Annotated in this window: 11 protein-coding genes; all 11 read left to right on the top strand. The window is 71.4% G+C overall.

The window, feature by feature from the left end:
* The coding region (locus VFJ94_RS09915; RefSeq protein ID WP_325004042.1) for an NADH-quinone oxidoreductase subunit D at positions 1 to 1,195 on the top strand (1,195 nt) is incomplete at its 5' end.
* 99 nt (positions 1,196 to 1,294) lie between these two features.
* Entirely contained in the window at positions 1,295 to 2,218 is a 924-nt protein-coding gene (nuoE, locus tag VFJ94_RS09910; RefSeq protein ID WP_325004041.1) for an NADH-quinone oxidoreductase subunit NuoE, read from the top strand.
* Entirely contained in the window at positions 2,215 to 3,549 is a 1,335-nt protein-coding gene (gene nuoF, locus VFJ94_RS09905) for an NADH-quinone oxidoreductase subunit NuoF (protein WP_325004040.1), read from the top strand. Before nuoE ends, nuoF begins: the two co-directional genes overlap by 4 nt.
* The gene (locus VFJ94_RS09900; RefSeq protein WP_325004039.1) at positions 3,546 to 6,095 is read left to right on the top strand and encodes an NADH-quinone oxidoreductase subunit G; all 2,550 of its coding nucleotides are present in this window, start codon (positions 3,546 to 3,548) and stop codon (positions 6,093 to 6,095) included. Before nuoF ends, VFJ94_RS09900 begins: the two co-directional genes overlap by 4 nt.
* The gene (nuoH, locus tag VFJ94_RS09895) at positions 6,092 to 7,525 is read left to right on the top strand and encodes an NADH-quinone oxidoreductase subunit NuoH (protein WP_325004038.1); all 1,434 of its coding nucleotides are present in this window, start codon (positions 6,092 to 6,094) and stop codon (positions 7,523 to 7,525) included. Before VFJ94_RS09900 ends, nuoH begins: the two co-directional genes overlap by 4 nt.
* Positions 7,518 to 8,189, top strand: a complete 672-nt coding sequence (nuoI, locus tag VFJ94_RS09890) for an NADH-quinone oxidoreductase subunit NuoI (RefSeq protein WP_325004037.1) — start codon at positions 7,518 to 7,520, stop codon at positions 8,187 to 8,189. The genes nuoH and nuoI overlap by 8 nt, the downstream gene beginning before the upstream one ends.
* Entirely contained in the window at positions 8,186 to 8,974 is a 789-nt protein-coding gene (locus VFJ94_RS09885) for an NADH-quinone oxidoreductase subunit J (RefSeq protein WP_325004036.1), read from the top strand. The genes nuoI and VFJ94_RS09885 overlap by 4 nt, the downstream gene beginning before the upstream one ends.
* Positions 8,971 to 9,270 carry an NADH-quinone oxidoreductase subunit NuoK gene (nuoK, locus tag VFJ94_RS09880; protein WP_325004035.1) on the top strand — a complete coding sequence of 100 codons (300 nt, stop codon included), beginning with the start codon at positions 8,971 to 8,973 and terminating at the stop codon, positions 9,268 to 9,270. The genes VFJ94_RS09885 and nuoK overlap by 4 nt, the downstream gene beginning before the upstream one ends.
* A gap of 13 nt (positions 9,271 to 9,283) precedes the next feature.
* Positions 9,284 to 11,284, top strand: coding sequence for an NADH-quinone oxidoreductase subunit L (gene nuoL / locus VFJ94_RS09875; RefSeq protein WP_325004034.1), 2,001 nt, complete (start codon positions 9,284 to 9,286; stop codon positions 11,282 to 11,284).
* Positions 11,284 to 12,831, top strand: coding sequence for an NADH-quinone oxidoreductase subunit M (locus tag VFJ94_RS09870; RefSeq protein WP_325004033.1), 1,548 nt, complete (start codon positions 11,284 to 11,286; stop codon positions 12,829 to 12,831). Before nuoL ends, VFJ94_RS09870 begins: the two co-directional genes overlap by 1 nt.
* Complete coding sequence (nuoN, locus tag VFJ94_RS09865; protein ID WP_325004032.1) at positions 12,828 to 14,420, top strand: NADH-quinone oxidoreductase subunit NuoN; 1,593 nt, start codon at positions 12,828 to 12,830, stop codon at positions 14,418 to 14,420. Before VFJ94_RS09870 ends, nuoN begins: the two co-directional genes overlap by 4 nt.
* The last annotated feature ends 4 nt before the right edge of the window (positions 14,421 to 14,424 follow it).

The following is a 14,424-nucleotide window of genomic DNA, read 5'->3' as shown; positions in this document are numbered from 1 at the left end:
TCAGCACCCGTCCACGCACGGGGTGCTCCGGCTCATCCTCGAGCTCAACGGTGAGAGCGTCACCGAGGCCCGCGCGGGCATCGGCTACCTGCACACCGGCATCGAGAAGAACATGGAGTACCGCACCTGGGTGCAGGGCGTCACCTTCTGCACGCGCATGGACTACCTCATGCCGATGTTCCAGGAGACCGCCTACTGCCTCGGCATCGAGAAGCTGCTCGGCATCACCCACGCGATCCCCGAGCGGGCCAACGTCATCCGCGTGCTCATGATGGAGCTGACCCGGATCAGCTCGCACCTCGTGGCCCTCGGCACCGGTGGCATGGAGATGGGCGCGACGACCGTCATGACCATCGCGTTCCGCGAGCGCGAGCGCGTCCTGCGGGTCATCGAGCTCATCACCGGGCTGCGGATGAACAACGCCTACATCCGTCCCGGCGGCGTCGCCCAGGACCTGCCCTCCGGCGCCATCGACGCGCTGCGTGACATGGTCCCGCAGGTGCGCCGCGGTCTCGGCGAGCTCGAGGCCCTCGTCAACGAGAACCCCATCGTCAAGGGCCGCATGGTCGACGTGGGCGTGCTCGACCTCGCCGGCTGCATGGCCCTCGGCATCACGGGACCGGTGCTCCGCTCGACCGGCCTGCCGCACGACCTGCGCAAGGCCGACCCCTACTGCGGCTACGAGACCTACGACTTCGAGGTCGTCACGCGGACCGACATGGACGCCTACGGACGCCTGCGGATCCGCATCGACGAGATGTACGAGTCGCTGAAGATCATCGTCCAGTGCACCGACCGGCTCCAGGAGCAGGAGGGACCGGTCATGGTGGCGGACAAGAAGATCGCCTGGCCGGCACAGCTCGCCCTCGGCGGGGACGGCCTCGGCAACAGCCTCGACCACATCCGCGAGATCATGGGCGAGTCGATGGAGTCCCTCATCCACCACTTCAAGCTGGTGACCGAGGGCTTCCGGGTGCCGCCGGGACAGGCGTATGCCGCGGTCGAGTCGGCCAAGGGAGAGCTCGGCTGCCACGTCGTGTCCGACGGCGGCACGCGCCCCTACCGCGCGCACTTCCGCGACCCGTCCTTCAACAACCTGCAGGCCGTGGCCGCGATGTGCGAGGGCGGCCAGGTCGCCGACGTCATCGTCGCCGTCGCGTCGATCGACCCCGTCATGGGTGGGGTGGACCGATGAGCGCAACAGGGAGTGAGGATCGCAGCGAGCGAGGACCGGAGCGACCGTCGTTGCGCGAAAGGACAACTCGATGAGTCTCGTTGCGCGAAAGGACAACTCATGAGCGCCAAGGACGCGTCCGGGTTCCTGCACGTCAGTGCGGAGAGCAAGGCGCCGTATGCCGCCGACGTCCTCGAGCGCCTGCGCGCCGATGCCGCCGAGGTCGTCGCGCGCTACCCCGAGAAGCGCTCGGCCCTGCTGCCGCTGCTGCACCTCGTGCAGTCCGTCGACGGCTACGTCTCCGGCCGGGGCGTCAGCTTCTGCGCCGAGGTCCTCGACCTCACCACGGCCGAGGTGAGCGGCGTGGCCACGTTCTACTCGCAGTACAAGCGCCACCCCAACGGCGAGTACACCGTGGGGGTCTGCACCAACACGCTGTGCGCGGTCATGGGCGGTGACCAGATCTGGGACACGGTGTCCGAGCATCTCGGGATCGGCCACGACGAGACGACGACGGACGGCAAGGTCACCCTCGAGCGCATCGAGTGCAACGCCGCCTGCGACTACGCGCCCGTCGTCATGACCAACTGGGAGTTCTTCGACAACCAGACGCCGGAGACCACCGTGCGGCTCGTCGACGACCTGCGGGCGGGCCGCCCCGTGCAGCCCACCCGGGGCCCGAGCCGGGTGTGCACCTTCAAGGAGGTCTCGCGGGTCCTCGCCGGCTTCCCCGACGGCCTCGCCGACGAGGGCGTGGGCGCCGGCCCGGCGTCGCTGCTCGGGCTGCGGATCGCCCATGAGCGCGGCTGGGTCGCGCCGGGCGACGAGGCCGAGCGCGCCCCCGACGACGGCACCGGCCGGGACGAGCGGCATACTCCCGACTCGGGCGCGGGCGGCCCCGAGCCGACCGGCCGCACCCGCGACCGGGCCGCCCGGACCACCGACGCGAAGCCCGCCGACGAGGCGCAGGCGGAGGCGGCCTCCGGCAAGACGTCCATCGACACGCCGAGCGAGCTGGCCGACGGGAAGGACGGATCCAAGTGACTGACACGCTGACCCCGATCCTGACGAAGTTCTGGGACGACCCCAGGTCGTGGACGCTCGAGACCTACCTGCGGCACGGCGGCTACCGCGCGCTCGACAAGGCCCTCGCCATGGCCCCCGAGGAGGTGCTCGCCACCGTCAAGGACTCGAGCATCCGCGGCCGCGGGGGCGCCGGCTTCCCGACCGGCCTCAAGTGGTCCTTCATGTCCCCTCCGGACGGTGGACCCCGTTACCTCGTCGTCAACGCCGACGAGTCGGAGCCCGGCACGTGCAAGGACGTGCCGCTCATGATGGCCAACCCGCACGCGCTCCTCGAAGGCGTGCTCATCTCGTCCTACGCCATCGGGTGCGAGCACGCCTTCATCTACCTGCGCGGCGAGGTGGTGCACGTCTACCGGCGCCTGCTGCGCGCGGTCGAGGAGGCCCGGGCCGCCGGCCACCTCGGCGACGACGTGCACGGCACGGGGCGACGCCTCGAGATCACCGTGCACGCGGGCGCCGGCGCCTACATCTGCGGCGAGGAGACCGCGCTGCTGGACTCCCTCGAGGGCCGGCGCGGCCAGCCGCGCCTCAAGCCGCCCTTCCCCGGCGCCGCCGGCCTCTACGCCCGGCCGACGTCGGTCAACAACGTCGAGTCCATCGCCTCGGTCCCGGGCATCATCCTCAACGGGTCCGAGTGGTTCAAGGACATGGGCACCGAGAAGTCGACCGGGTTCGGCATCTTCAGCCTCTCCGGCCACGTGACCAACCCCGGCCAGTTCGAGGCGCCGCTCGGCATCACGATGCGCGAGCTCATCGAGCTCGCGGGCGGCATCCGCAGCGGGCACCGGCTCAAGTTCTGGACGCCTGGTGGCTCCTCGACGCCCATCTTCACCGACGAGCACCTCGACATCCCGCTCGACTTCGACTCGGTGGCCGCCGCCGGCTCCATGCTCGGCACCCGCGCGCTGCAGGTCTTCGACGAGACGGTCTCGGTCGTGCGCGCCGTGTCCCGCTGGACCGACTTCTACGCCCACGAGTCGTGCGGCAAGTGCACCCCGTGCCGCGAGGGCACGTGGTGGCTGCGCCAGATCATGACCCGCATCGAGCACGGCCAGGGCACCCAGCACGACATCGACACGCTGCTCGACGTCTGCGACAACATCTTCGGCCGCTCGTTCTGCGCCCTCGGCGACGCGGCCACGACGCCGATCACCTCGGCCCTCAAGTACTTCCGCGACGAGTTCGAGGCCGGCATGCACACGCCGGCCAGCGTGCTCTTCCCGCCGGAGCGGTCCGTCGTCTTCGCCGCCGCCGACCTCAAGGAGCCGACCGGGATGGTGACCGCATGACCACCACCACGTCACCGAGCGCGGGCGGCAACGCCGTCGACAAGGGCGGGGACGCGCAGATCCCGGCGCGCCCCGACCTCGTCGGCCTGACGATCGACGGGCTGCCGGTGAGCGTGCCCAAGGGCACGCTGGTCATCCGCGCCGCGGAGGTCCTCGGCATCGAGATCCCGCGCTTCTGCGACCACCCGCTCCTCGACCCGGTGGGCGCCTGCCGCCAGTGCCTCGTCGACGTGGCGATGCCCGACCGCGAGGGCAACGTCCGGCCCATGCCCAAGCCCCAGGCGTCGTGCACGATGACGGTGTCCGAGGGGATGGTCATCAACACCCAGCTCACCTCGCCCGTCGCCGACAAGGCACAGGCCGGCGTCATGGAGCTGCTCCTCATCAACCACCCGCTCGACTGCCCCGTCTGCGACAAGGGCGGCGAGTGCCCCCTGCAGAACCAGGCGATGAAGGCCGGCCGGGCCGTCTCCCGCTTCGAGGACGTCAAGCGCACCTATCCCAAGCCGGTCAACATCTCCTCCCAGGTGCTCCTCGACCGAGAGCGCTGCGTGCTGTGCGCCCGGTGCACCCGCTTCTCCGACCAGGTCGCCGGCGACCCGTTCATCGCCCTCGTCGAGCGCGGCGCCCTCCAGCAGGTCGGGATCTACGAGGAGAAGCCCTTCGAGTCCTACTTCTCGGGCAACACCGTGCAGATCTGTCCCGTCGGCGCGCTCACCGGGGCGGCCTACCGCTTCCGGGCCCGGCCCTTCGACCTGGTCTCGACGCCCTCGGTGTGCGAGCACTGCGCGAGCGGCTGCGCCATCCGCACCGACCACCGCCGCGGGGTCGTGATGCGCCGGATGGCGCTCGACGACCCGGCGGTCAACGAGGAGTGGAACTGCGACAAGGGCCGCTGGGCCTTCGCCTACGCCAGCGCGCCGGACCGCATCGAGTTCCCCATGGTGCGCGACGCGAGCGGTGAGCTGCGGGTCGTCGGCTGGCCCGAGGCGCTCGAGGCCGCTGCCGCGGGCCTGTCCCGCTCCCGCGCGGCCGGTGTGCTCGTCGGCGGCCGGGTGAGCGTCGAGGACGCCTACGCCTACGGCAAGTTCGCACGGGTCGTCCTCGGCACCAACGACGTGGACTTCCGCGCCCGGCCCCACTCGGCCGAGGAGGCGAGCTTCCTCGCGGAGCACGTCGTCGCCACCGGCGTCCCGGACGGCTCGGGTGCCGGGTCCGGTGTCTCGTATGCCGACCTGCAGGCGGCCACGTCCGTCCTGCTCGTCGGCTTCGAGCCCGAGGACGAGTCGCCCATCGTCTTCCTCCGGCTGCGCAAGGCGTTCCGCCGCAACAAGACCGCGGTGTATGCCGTGGCGCCGTTCGCGTCGCGGGGCCTGGAGAAGCTCGGCGGCACGCTGGTGCCGACGGTCCCCGGGCAGGAGGCGCACGTCCTCGCGTCGCTGACGGACACGGAGGCCGGCCGCGCCGCCGACGCGGCGCTCGGCGACGGCGGCATCATCCTCGTCGGCGAGCGACTCGCCACCGTCCCGGGCGCCCTGCGCGCGGCGGCCGACCTCGCCGCCGCGAAGGGGTCCCGCCTCGCGTGGGTCCCCCGTCGGGCCGGCGAGCGGGGCGCCCTCGAGGCGGGCGCGCTCGGCTCGCTCCTGCCCGGCGGGCGGCCGGCCACCGACCCCGCGGCCCTGGCGGAGGTGGCCGGCGTGTGGGACGTCGCGTCCCTGCCGGAGGCCCCGGCCCGGGACACGGCCGGCATCGTCGCGGCGGCGGCCGCGGGGGAGATCGACGCCCTCGTCGTCGGCGGCGTCGACCCGGCCGACCTCGGGCTGCCCGCGGTCGACGAGGCGCTGCGGCGCGCCTTCGTCGTCTCGCTCGAGCTGCGCGAGTCGGCCGTGACGGCCGTCGCGGACGTCGTCCTGCCCGTCGCCGCGCAGTCGGAGAAGGCCGGCAGCTACGTCAACTGGGAGGGACGGGTGCGCCCCTTCGAGCTCGCGCTCGCGTCGGGCTTCGTCAGCGACCACCGGGCCCTCGACATGCTCGCGGGCGAGATGGGTGTCTTCCTCGAGACCCGGACCCAGCGCGAGGTGCACGCCCAGCTCGAGGCCCTCGGTCCCTGGGCCGGTGTCGCCGGCGCCTCCGCCGCCTCCGCCGCGGCTGCCACTCCGGGCGCCCCCAGCGGCGCGGCGGCCCAGGCAGCGCCGGCCCACGCAGCGCGGGCTCGGGCGGCGGGCGACGGCTTCGTCCTGGCCACCTGGCCCACGCTGCTCGACGCCGGGCGCCTGCAGGTCGGCGAGCCGTTCCTCGCCGGCACCGCCCCACGGGCGGTCGCCCGGCTCTCGCCCGCCGACGCCGGCCGGCTCGGGGTGCGCGACGGCGACGCGGTCACCGTGGCCGGGCCCGTCGGCGCCGTCACGGTGCCGGCCCTCGTCACCGAGAGCCTCGTCGACGGCGTCGTCTGGCTGCCCACGAACTCGCGCGGGTGCTCCGTGCGCGCCGGGCTGGGCGCCGACGGCGCCGCCGCCGTCACCGTCACGAAGGGTGGTCCCGCATGAGCCTCCTGCACACGGCATACACGGCATACACGGCATACGCGGTGGGCGGTCTCGCCCCCGCCCTGCCCTCCACCGACAACCCGAGCGCCGACTTCAGCGACACGCCCTGGTGGGTGGCGCTGATCAAGGCGGTGGGGATCTTCGTCTACCTGCTCCTGTCGACCCTCATGGTCATCTGGTTCGAGCGGCGGGTCATCGGCCGGATGCAGCAGCGTCCGGGACCCAACCGCAACGGGCCCTTCGGCCTGCTCCAGACCCTGGCCGACGGCATGAAGTCGATGCTCAAAGAGGACATCACCCCGGCGAACGCCGACCGCGTCGTCTACCGGATCGCGCCGATCATCGCCGCCACGATGGCCTTCGTCTCCTTCGCCATCATCCCGGTGGGCGGCACGGTGTCGATCTTCGGCCACCGGACCCCCCTGCAGGTGACCGACGTCCCGGTGGCCGTGCTCCTGGTGCTCTCCGTCGCCTCGGTCGGCGTCTACGGCATCGTCCTCGCCGGCTGGAGCTCCGGGTCCACCTACCCGCTCCTCGGCGGCCTGCGCTCGACGGCCCAGGTCATCTCCTACGAGATCGCCATGGGGCTCTCGCTCGTCGCGATCTTCCTCTACAGCGGGTCCATGTCCGCCTCGCAGATCGTGTCGGCCCAGAGCTCGCTGTGGTACATCCTCCCGGCGTTCTTCTCCTTCGTCGTCTACGTCATCACGATGGTCGGAGAGACCAACCGCCTGCCCTTCGACCTCGCCGAGGGCGAGGGCGAGCTCACCGGCGGCTTCCACACCGAGTACTCCTCGATGAGCTTCGCGATGTTCTACCTCGGCGAGTACGTCAACATGTTCACCGTGTCCGCGCTCGCCACGACGATGTTCCTCGGCGGGCCGCAGGCACCGCCGCTGCTCTCCGCCATCGGCGGCGGCCTGCTCACGGGGGGCTGGTGGGGCCTGCTGTGGTTCACGGTCAAGCTGTGGACCTTCATGTTCTTCTTCGTGTGGCTGCGTGGGTCGCTGCCGCGCGTGCGCTACGACCAGTTCATGCGCTTCGGGTGGAAGTTCCTCATCCCCATCACCCTCGCCTGGGTCGTCGCCGTGGCCTTCATCCGCGGCGCCCAGCTGGGCTTCCTCGGGGACGCGAAGCTGCGCCTGCTCGGGCGTGAGCTGTCGGTCGCGACCGTCGTCATCGTCAGCGTCATCGCGGTGCTCGCCCTGGCTGCGGCCTGGGTCTGGGACGGCCGGCGCGAGGCCCGCCTCGCCGCGGCGGAGGCGCAGCCGCCGGAGGAGGTCGACCCGTTCGCGGGCGGCTTCCCCGTGCCGCCGCTGCCCGGCCAGCGCCTGCGCGAGCCCCGGCCGGCCCTGGCTCCCGCGCGGTCCGACGCCGCCGTCTCCTCGACCCTGCTCACCGCCCCCGCCAAGGAGGACAGCCATGGCTGACGACAGCGTCAGCAAGGACACCGCGGCCGGCCGGGACGGCGACGCCGCCGGGCCGGGCGCGCAGGACAAGGGCTTCTTCGCCGAGCTGCTGGCCCCGGTGGCCGGCTTCGGCGTCTCCTTCTCGACGATGTTCCGCAAGGTCGCGACCGAGGAGTACCCCGAGAAGCCCCGGCCGACCGCGCCCCGGTTCCACGGACGCCACCAGCTCAACCGGCACCCGGACGGGCTCGAGAAGTGCGTCGGCTGCGAGCTGTGCGCCTGGGCCTGCCCCGCCGACGCCATCTTCGTCGAGGGCGCCGACAACGACGACACCCCCCTCGAGCAGGGCGGCGCCGGACGCTTCTCCCCGGGCGAGCGCTACGGCCGCGTCTACCAGATCAACTACCTGCGCTGCATCTTCTGCGGCCTGTGCATCGAGGCCTGCCCGACGCGGGCCCTGACGATGACCAACTTCTACGAGCTCGCCGGCCCCGACCGGGCGGGACTCATCTTCACCAAGGAGCAGCTGCTCGCCCCGCTCGCCGACGGCATGCTCGAGCCGCCGTTCCCGATGGCCGACGGCATGGACGAGCGCGACTACTACCTGCGCAAGGTGTCCGGCCCGACCGAGGCCCAGCGCGCCTACGTGGCCGCGCGCGACGCGCGGGAAGGAGTGGCCCCATGACCAGCACTGCGGAGGCCGTCGGGTTCTGGGTGCTCGCGCCGGTCGCGGTCCTCGGCGCCCTCGGGCTGCTCTTCGCGCGCAAGGCCGTGCACGCCGCCATGGGCATGGCCCTGACCATGGTCGTGCTCGGCATCTTCTACATCATGGAGCGCGCCGACTTCCTCGGCGTCGTGCAGGTGTTCGTCTACACCGGCGCGGTCATCATGCTCTTCCTCTTCGTCCTCATGCTCGTCGGCGTGGACTCCGCCGACTCGATCGTGGAGACGATCCGGGGCCAGCGGGTCGCCTCGTTCCTCTTCGTGCTCGGCCTCGCCGGCGTCCTGTTCGCCTCGCTCGGCTCCGTCGTCTTCGACCAGGCGGCGGTGCAGTCCGGGCTCGACAAGCTCGCCGACACCAACCGGAGCACCGGCAACGTCACCGGCGTCGCCGAGCTCATCTTCGGCCAGTACGTCTGGATCTTCGAGATCACCTCGGCGTTGCTCATCACCGCCGCGCTCGGCGCGATGGTCCTCGCCCACCGCGAGCGGCTCACCCCCAAGCTCACGCAGGCCGAGTGGGCCGCCCGCCGCGTCCGGGAGAACAAGAACGTCGCCGGCCTGCCCGCGCCCGGTGTCTACGCGCGCCACAACGCGGTCGACACGCCGGCGCTGCTGCCCGACGGCACCCCGAGCGACCTGTCCGTCTCGCGCGTCCTCGTGGCGCGCGACCAGGTGGCCCGCGCCGACGGCTTCAAGGACGTGGAGCGCCACATGGAGCAAGAGATCGAGGAGGGGCGCACCCGATGAGCCCGCTGCACTACGTCTACCTCGCGGTGCTGCTCTTCGCGATCGGCGCCGCCGCCGTCCTCACCCGACGCAACGCGATCATCGTCTTCATGGGCGTCGAGCTCATGCTCAACGCGACGAACCTCGCGCTCGTCACCTTCTCGCGGATGCACGGCGCCCTCGACGGGCAGGTCATGGCCCTGTTCGTCATGGTCGTCGCCGCCGCCGAGGTCGTGGTGGGGCTCGCCATCATCATGGCCATCTTCCGTGCCCGCCGGTCGGCCTCGGTCGACGACGCCAACCTGCTGAAGCTGTAAGGAGCGCCGGTCGATGTCCACTGGCATGGGATCTCTTGCCACCACGGCCGGCACGTATGCCGCCGGCCTCGCCACGCACGAGGGCGAGGCCCACGCGGCCACCGGCCTGACGGCATACGCCTGGCTGCTCGTCGCCCTCCCGGCGCTCGGCGCCCTCCTCCTGCTCGTCGGCGGCCGCCGCACCGACCGGTTCGGGCCCGTCCTTGCCACTGGCCTGTCCTGGGGGGCGTTCGTCGTCGGCGCCGGGATCTGGCTGGCGATGCTCGGGCGCAGCACCGGGGACCGGCCGCAGGGGGTCCACCTCTTCGACTGGGTAGCCGGCGGGTCGTTCTCGGTGTCGGCCGGGATGCTCGTCGACCAGCTCTCGCTCGTCTTCGTCCTGCTCATCACGTTCGTCGGCTCGCTCATCCACGTCTACTCGCTGGGCTACATGGCGCACGACCCGGACCGGCGGCGGTTCTTCGCCTACCTCAACCTCTTCGTCGCAGCCATGCTGCTGCTCGTGCTCGCGGACTCCTACCTGCTGCTCTACGTCGGGTGGGAGGGCGTCGGCCTCGCCTCCTACCTGCTCATCGGCTTCTGGAACTGGAACCCCGCCTACGCCACGGCGGCGAACAAGGCGTTCGTCGCCAACCGCGTCGGCGACTTCGGGCTCACCGTGGCCCTCATGCTCATGTTCTTCCACTTCGGCTCCGTCGACATCGCCACGGTGGGCGCCAAGTCCGCCGCCCTCGGGGGTGCCAACCAGGGGTTCATGACGGCGCTCGGGCTGATGCTGCTCCTCGCCGCCTGCGGCAAGTCCGCGCAGTTCCCGCTGCAGAGCTGGCTCGGTGACGCCATGGCCGGCCCGACTCCCGTGTCGGCGCTCATCCACGCCGCGACGATGGTGACCGCCGGCGTCTACCTCGTCGTGCGCTCGGCCCCCGTCTTCGAGGCCGCGCCCACGGCCCAGCTCGTCGTCGTCATCGTCGGTGCCATCACGCTGCTCTTCGGAGCCATCGTCGGCTGCGCCAAGGACGACATCAAGAAGGCGCTCGCCGCGTCGACGATGAGCCAGATCGGCTACATGATGCTCGCCGCCGGCCTCGGGCCGGTCGGCTACGCGTTCGCGATCTTCCACCTGCTCACCCACGGCTTCTTCAAGGCCGGGATGTTCCTCGGCGCCGGGTCGGTCATGCACGGCATGAACGACCGGGTCGACATGCGCCGCTTCGGCGGCCTGTCCGGGGCCATGAAGATCACGTGGGCGACGTTCGGCCTCGGCTGGCTGGCGATCATCGGCGTCCCCGGCCTGTCGGGCTTCTGGAGCAAGGACCGGATCATCGAGGCGGCGTTCATCGGCGAGGGGTGGCGCCCCTGGGTGTTCGGGATGGCCGCCATGGTGGGCGCCGGCGTGACGGCGTTCTACATGTCACGCCTCTTCTTCATGACCTTCCACGGCAAGAGGCGCTGGACCGACGACGTGCACCCGCACGAGTCGCCGGCCGTCATGACGGTGCCGATGATGGTCCTCGCGGTCGGCTCGGCCCTCCTCGGCCTGATCCTCGGACCCACCGGCATCATCACCGGATGGCTCAACCCGGTCTTCGGCAGCGGCTCCGAGTCCGGCCTCGGTGCGGCCGAGGAGCACCCGGTGCTGCCGGCCCTGCTCATCACCGCGCTCACGCTGGTGCTCATCGCCGCCGGGGCGGGGCTCGCCTGGCTGCGCTACTGGCGCGAGCCGGTGCCCGTCGTGGCGCCTGTCGGCAGCCTCGCGACCCGCGCCGCCCGCAACGACCTCTACCAGGACCAGATCAACGAGGCCCTGCTCATGCGACCCGGCCTGCACCTGACCCGCTCGCTCGTCTTCGCCGACGGCAAGGGGGTCGACGGCGCCGCCGGTGGCCTCGCCGCCCTCATCGGGGGGACGTCCGCGCGCCTGCGGCGGGTGCAGAACGGCTTCGCCCGGTCCTATGCCCTGACGATGCTCGCCGGTGTCGTCGCCATCCTCGGTGCACTGTGGGTGATCTCCTGATGTCGAACGTGTCCACGGTCCCCTGGCTGACGATCCTCTGCGTCCTCCCGCTCGTCGGGGCGCTCGTCGTCGCCTTCGCCCCGGGCTCGGTCGAGCAGGCCAAGCGCATCGCGCTCGGCACCTCGCTGCTGACGCTCGTCGTCGGCATCGTGGCCGCCACCCGGTTCGACCGCGGCGCCACGACGCAGTTCCAGCTCACCGAGCAGCGGTCGTGGATCCCCCAGTTCGGGGTCTCCTACGCCCTCGGCGTCGACGGCATCGCGCTCGTGCTCATCCTCATGGCGCTCGTCCTCACCCCGGTGTGCCTCCTCGCCGCGTGGCACGACGTGCCGGAGCGCACGGACGCCGGTGACAGCGGGCGGCGGGCGAAGACCTACTTCGCGCTGCTCCTCGTGCTCGAGACCTTCATGGTGGGGGTGTTCGCGGCGACGGACGTCTTCCTCTTCTACGTCTTCTTCGAGGCGATGCTCATCCCGGTCTACTTCCTCATCGGTCAGTACGGCGGGCCGCGGAGGCAGTATGCCGCGATGAAGTTCCTCCTCTTCTCGCTCGCCGGTGGCCTGGTCATGCTCGTCGCGGTGATCGCCCTCTACCTGCAGGGCCCGGGCGGCGCCGACGGCTTCCTCGTCTCCCGGCTCACCGGGCTCTCGCTCGACCCGACGACCGGGCGGCTGCTCTTCCTCGGCTTCTTCCTCGCCTTCGCGATCAAGGCGCCGATGGTCCCCTTCCACACGTGGCTGCCCGACGCCGCGACGGAGTCGAGCCCGGCCACCGCGACGCTGCTCGTCGGCGTGCTCGACAAGGTCGGCACGTTCGGGATGATCCGCTTCTGCCTCCAGCTCTTCCCCGAGGCGAGCCGGTGGGCCACCCCCGTCGTCATCGTCCTCGCGGTCGTCTCGGTGCTCTACGGCGCGCTGCTCGCCATCGGCCAGACCGACATGATGCGCCTCATCGCCTACACGTCGGTCAGCCACTTCGGCTTCATCGTGCTCGGCATCTTCGCCCTCACCGACGTCGGGTGGGCCGGCTCGTCCCTCTACATGCTCAACCACGGCTTCTCGACGGCCGCGCTCTTCCTCTTCGCCGCGATGTTCGTGCGGCGGCGGGGGAGCAAGCGCATCCCCGACTACGGCGGCTGGCAGCGCGTCACGCCCGGCCTCGCCGGGATCTTCCTCGTGGCCGGGCTCGCGGCGCTGTCGCTGCCCGGGCTGTCGACCTTCGTCTCGGAGTTCCTCGTCCTCGTCGGGACCTTCCAGACCCAGCCTATGGCCGCCGTCCTCGCCACCGCCGGGATCGTCCTCGCGGCGCTCTACGTGCTGCTCATGTACAAGCGCATGGCGACCGGGCCCACCCCGGAGGGGCTCACCGGCATACGGGACCTCACCCGGCGCGAGCAGCTCGTGGCGGCCCCCCTGCTCGCCCTGCTGCTCGTCCTCGGCTTCTTCCCCAGGCTCGCGACCGACCTGATCAACCCGGCCGTCGACGCCACGCTGTCGTACGTCCACGCCGGCGGCACGAACGCCGCAGCTGAAGGGAGCACGAAGTGACCACCGTCGCTCCGGCCGCATTCGCGCAGTCCAACGTCGACTACCTCGCGATCCTGCCGCTGCTGGTCGTCTTCACCGCCGCCATCGTGGGGGTGCTCGTCGAGGCGTTCGCGCCCCGCGAGCGCCGCCACGTCGCCCAGACGTCGGTCGCGGTCGCGGGTCTCGTCGGCGGCTTCGTCGCCGTCGTCGTCGCGGCCGGGCACCAGGGCCTGACCATGGGCCTGACCGACGCGGCCACCAACCGGCGCCTCTTCGCCCTCGCGGTGGACGGTCCCGCGCTCTTCCTGCAGGGCACCATCATCCTGCTCGGCCTGCTCGGCGTGCTCACCATGGCGGAGCGGTTCGGCGGCGTCGGTCCCGACGCGTTCACGCCGAGCGGCGCGTCCACCCCGGGCTCGCCCCTGGAGGCGGCGGCCGCCCGCGCCGGGGCGCTCACGTCCGAGGTCTTCCCGCTGACCATGTTCGCCATCGGCGGCATGATGCTCTTCCCGACGACGAACGACCTCATCGGCATGTTCGTCGCCCTCGAGGTGCTCTCCCTGCCGCTCTACATCCTCTCCGGTCTCGCCCGGCGCCGACGCCTGCTGTCGCAGGAGGCCTCGCTCAAGTACTTCCTCCTCGGAGCCTTCAGCTCGGCGTTCTTCCTCTTCGGCACCGCGCTGCTCTACGGCTACGCCGGGTCGGTCTACTTCGGCGACCTCAGCAAGGCCGTGGGGGCGGGGCCGCTCGCGATGAACGGCCTGCTCATCCCCGGGGCCTTCCTCGTCTTCGTCGGGCTGCTCTTCAAGGTGGGGGCCGTGCCCTTCCACGCCTGGACTCCCGACGTCTACCAGGGCGCGCCGACCCCCGTCACCGGTTTCATGGCGGCGTGCACCAAGGCGGCGGCCTTCGGCGCCATGCTCCGGCTCGCCTACGTCGGGCTCGACACCGCGCGGTGGGAGTGGACCAACGCGGTCGTCCTCGTCGCCATCCTCACCATGGTCGTCGGCTCGGTGCTCTCGGTCACCCAGACGGACTTGAAGCGCCTGCTCGCCTACTCCTCGATCGCGCACGCCGGTTTCATCCTCGTCGGCGTGCTCGCCTTCGACAAGAAGTCGGTGAGCGCGGTCCTCTTCTACATCGTGGCCTACGGCTTCTCGACCGTCGCCGCCTTCGCCATCGTCTCCCTCGTGCGTCAGAACGGCGGCGAGGCGACCCACCTCTCGCAGTGGGCGGGCCTCGGCAGGAGACACCCGGTCACCGCCGCGGCCTTCGGCTTCCTCATGCTCGCCTTCGCCGGCATACCGCTGACGTCGGGCTTCGTCGCGAAGTTCGGCGTGTTCGCCGCGGCCGTCGGCACGGGCGGCGCGACCGGCACGGTCCTCGCCGTCATCGGCGTCGTGTGCAGTGCCATCACGGTCTTCGTCTACGCCCGCGTCATCGTGCTCATGTTCTTCAGCGACGCGCCCGACGACACCGTGGCCGTCGTGACGCCGTCGCCGGTGACGACGTTCTCCATCGCCATCGGCACCATGGTCACCCTGGCGCTCGGGGTGCTGCCGTCCGCGCTGCTCGACCTCAGCGACCGCGCCTCGCAGTTCATCCGCTGACCGC

This window comes from Intrasporangium sp. (genome assembly GCF_035688975.1).
Classification (GTDB): Bacteria; Actinomycetota; Actinomycetes; order Actinomycetales; family Dermatophilaceae; genus CALMNV01.
The sequence above is the reverse complement of the archived record's forward strand: the minus strand, read 5'-3'. Positions and strand labels throughout refer to the sequence as shown.

Excerpts from the sequence above, each read along its gene's own strand:
- nuoE (WP_325004041.1), top strand. The coding sequence starts at position 1,295 with ATGAGCGCCAAGGACGCGTCCGGGTTCCTGCACGTCAGTGCGGAGAGC.
- VFJ94_RS09900 (WP_325004039.1), top strand. The coding sequence starts at position 3,546 with ATGACCACCACCACGTCACCGAGCGCGGGCGGCAACGCCGTCGACAAG.
- nuoL (WP_325004034.1), top strand. The coding sequence starts at position 9,284 with ATGTCCACTGGCATGGGATCTCTTGCCACCACGGCCGGCACGTATGCC.
- VFJ94_RS09885 (WP_325004036.1), top strand. The coding sequence starts at position 8,186 with ATGACCAGCACTGCGGAGGCCGTCGGGTTCTGGGTGCTCGCGCCGGTC.
- nuoI (WP_325004037.1), top strand. The coding sequence starts at position 7,518 with ATGGCTGACGACAGCGTCAGCAAGGACACCGCGGCCGGCCGGGACGGC.
- nuoK (WP_325004035.1), top strand. The coding sequence starts at position 8,971 with ATGAGCCCGCTGCACTACGTCTACCTCGCGGTGCTGCTCTTCGCGATC.
- nuoH (WP_325004038.1), top strand. The coding sequence starts at position 6,092 with ATGAGCCTCCTGCACACGGCATACACGGCATACACGGCATACGCGGTG.
- VFJ94_RS09870 (WP_325004033.1), top strand. The coding sequence starts at position 11,284 with ATGTCGAACGTGTCCACGGTCCCCTGGCTGACGATCCTCTGCGTCCTC.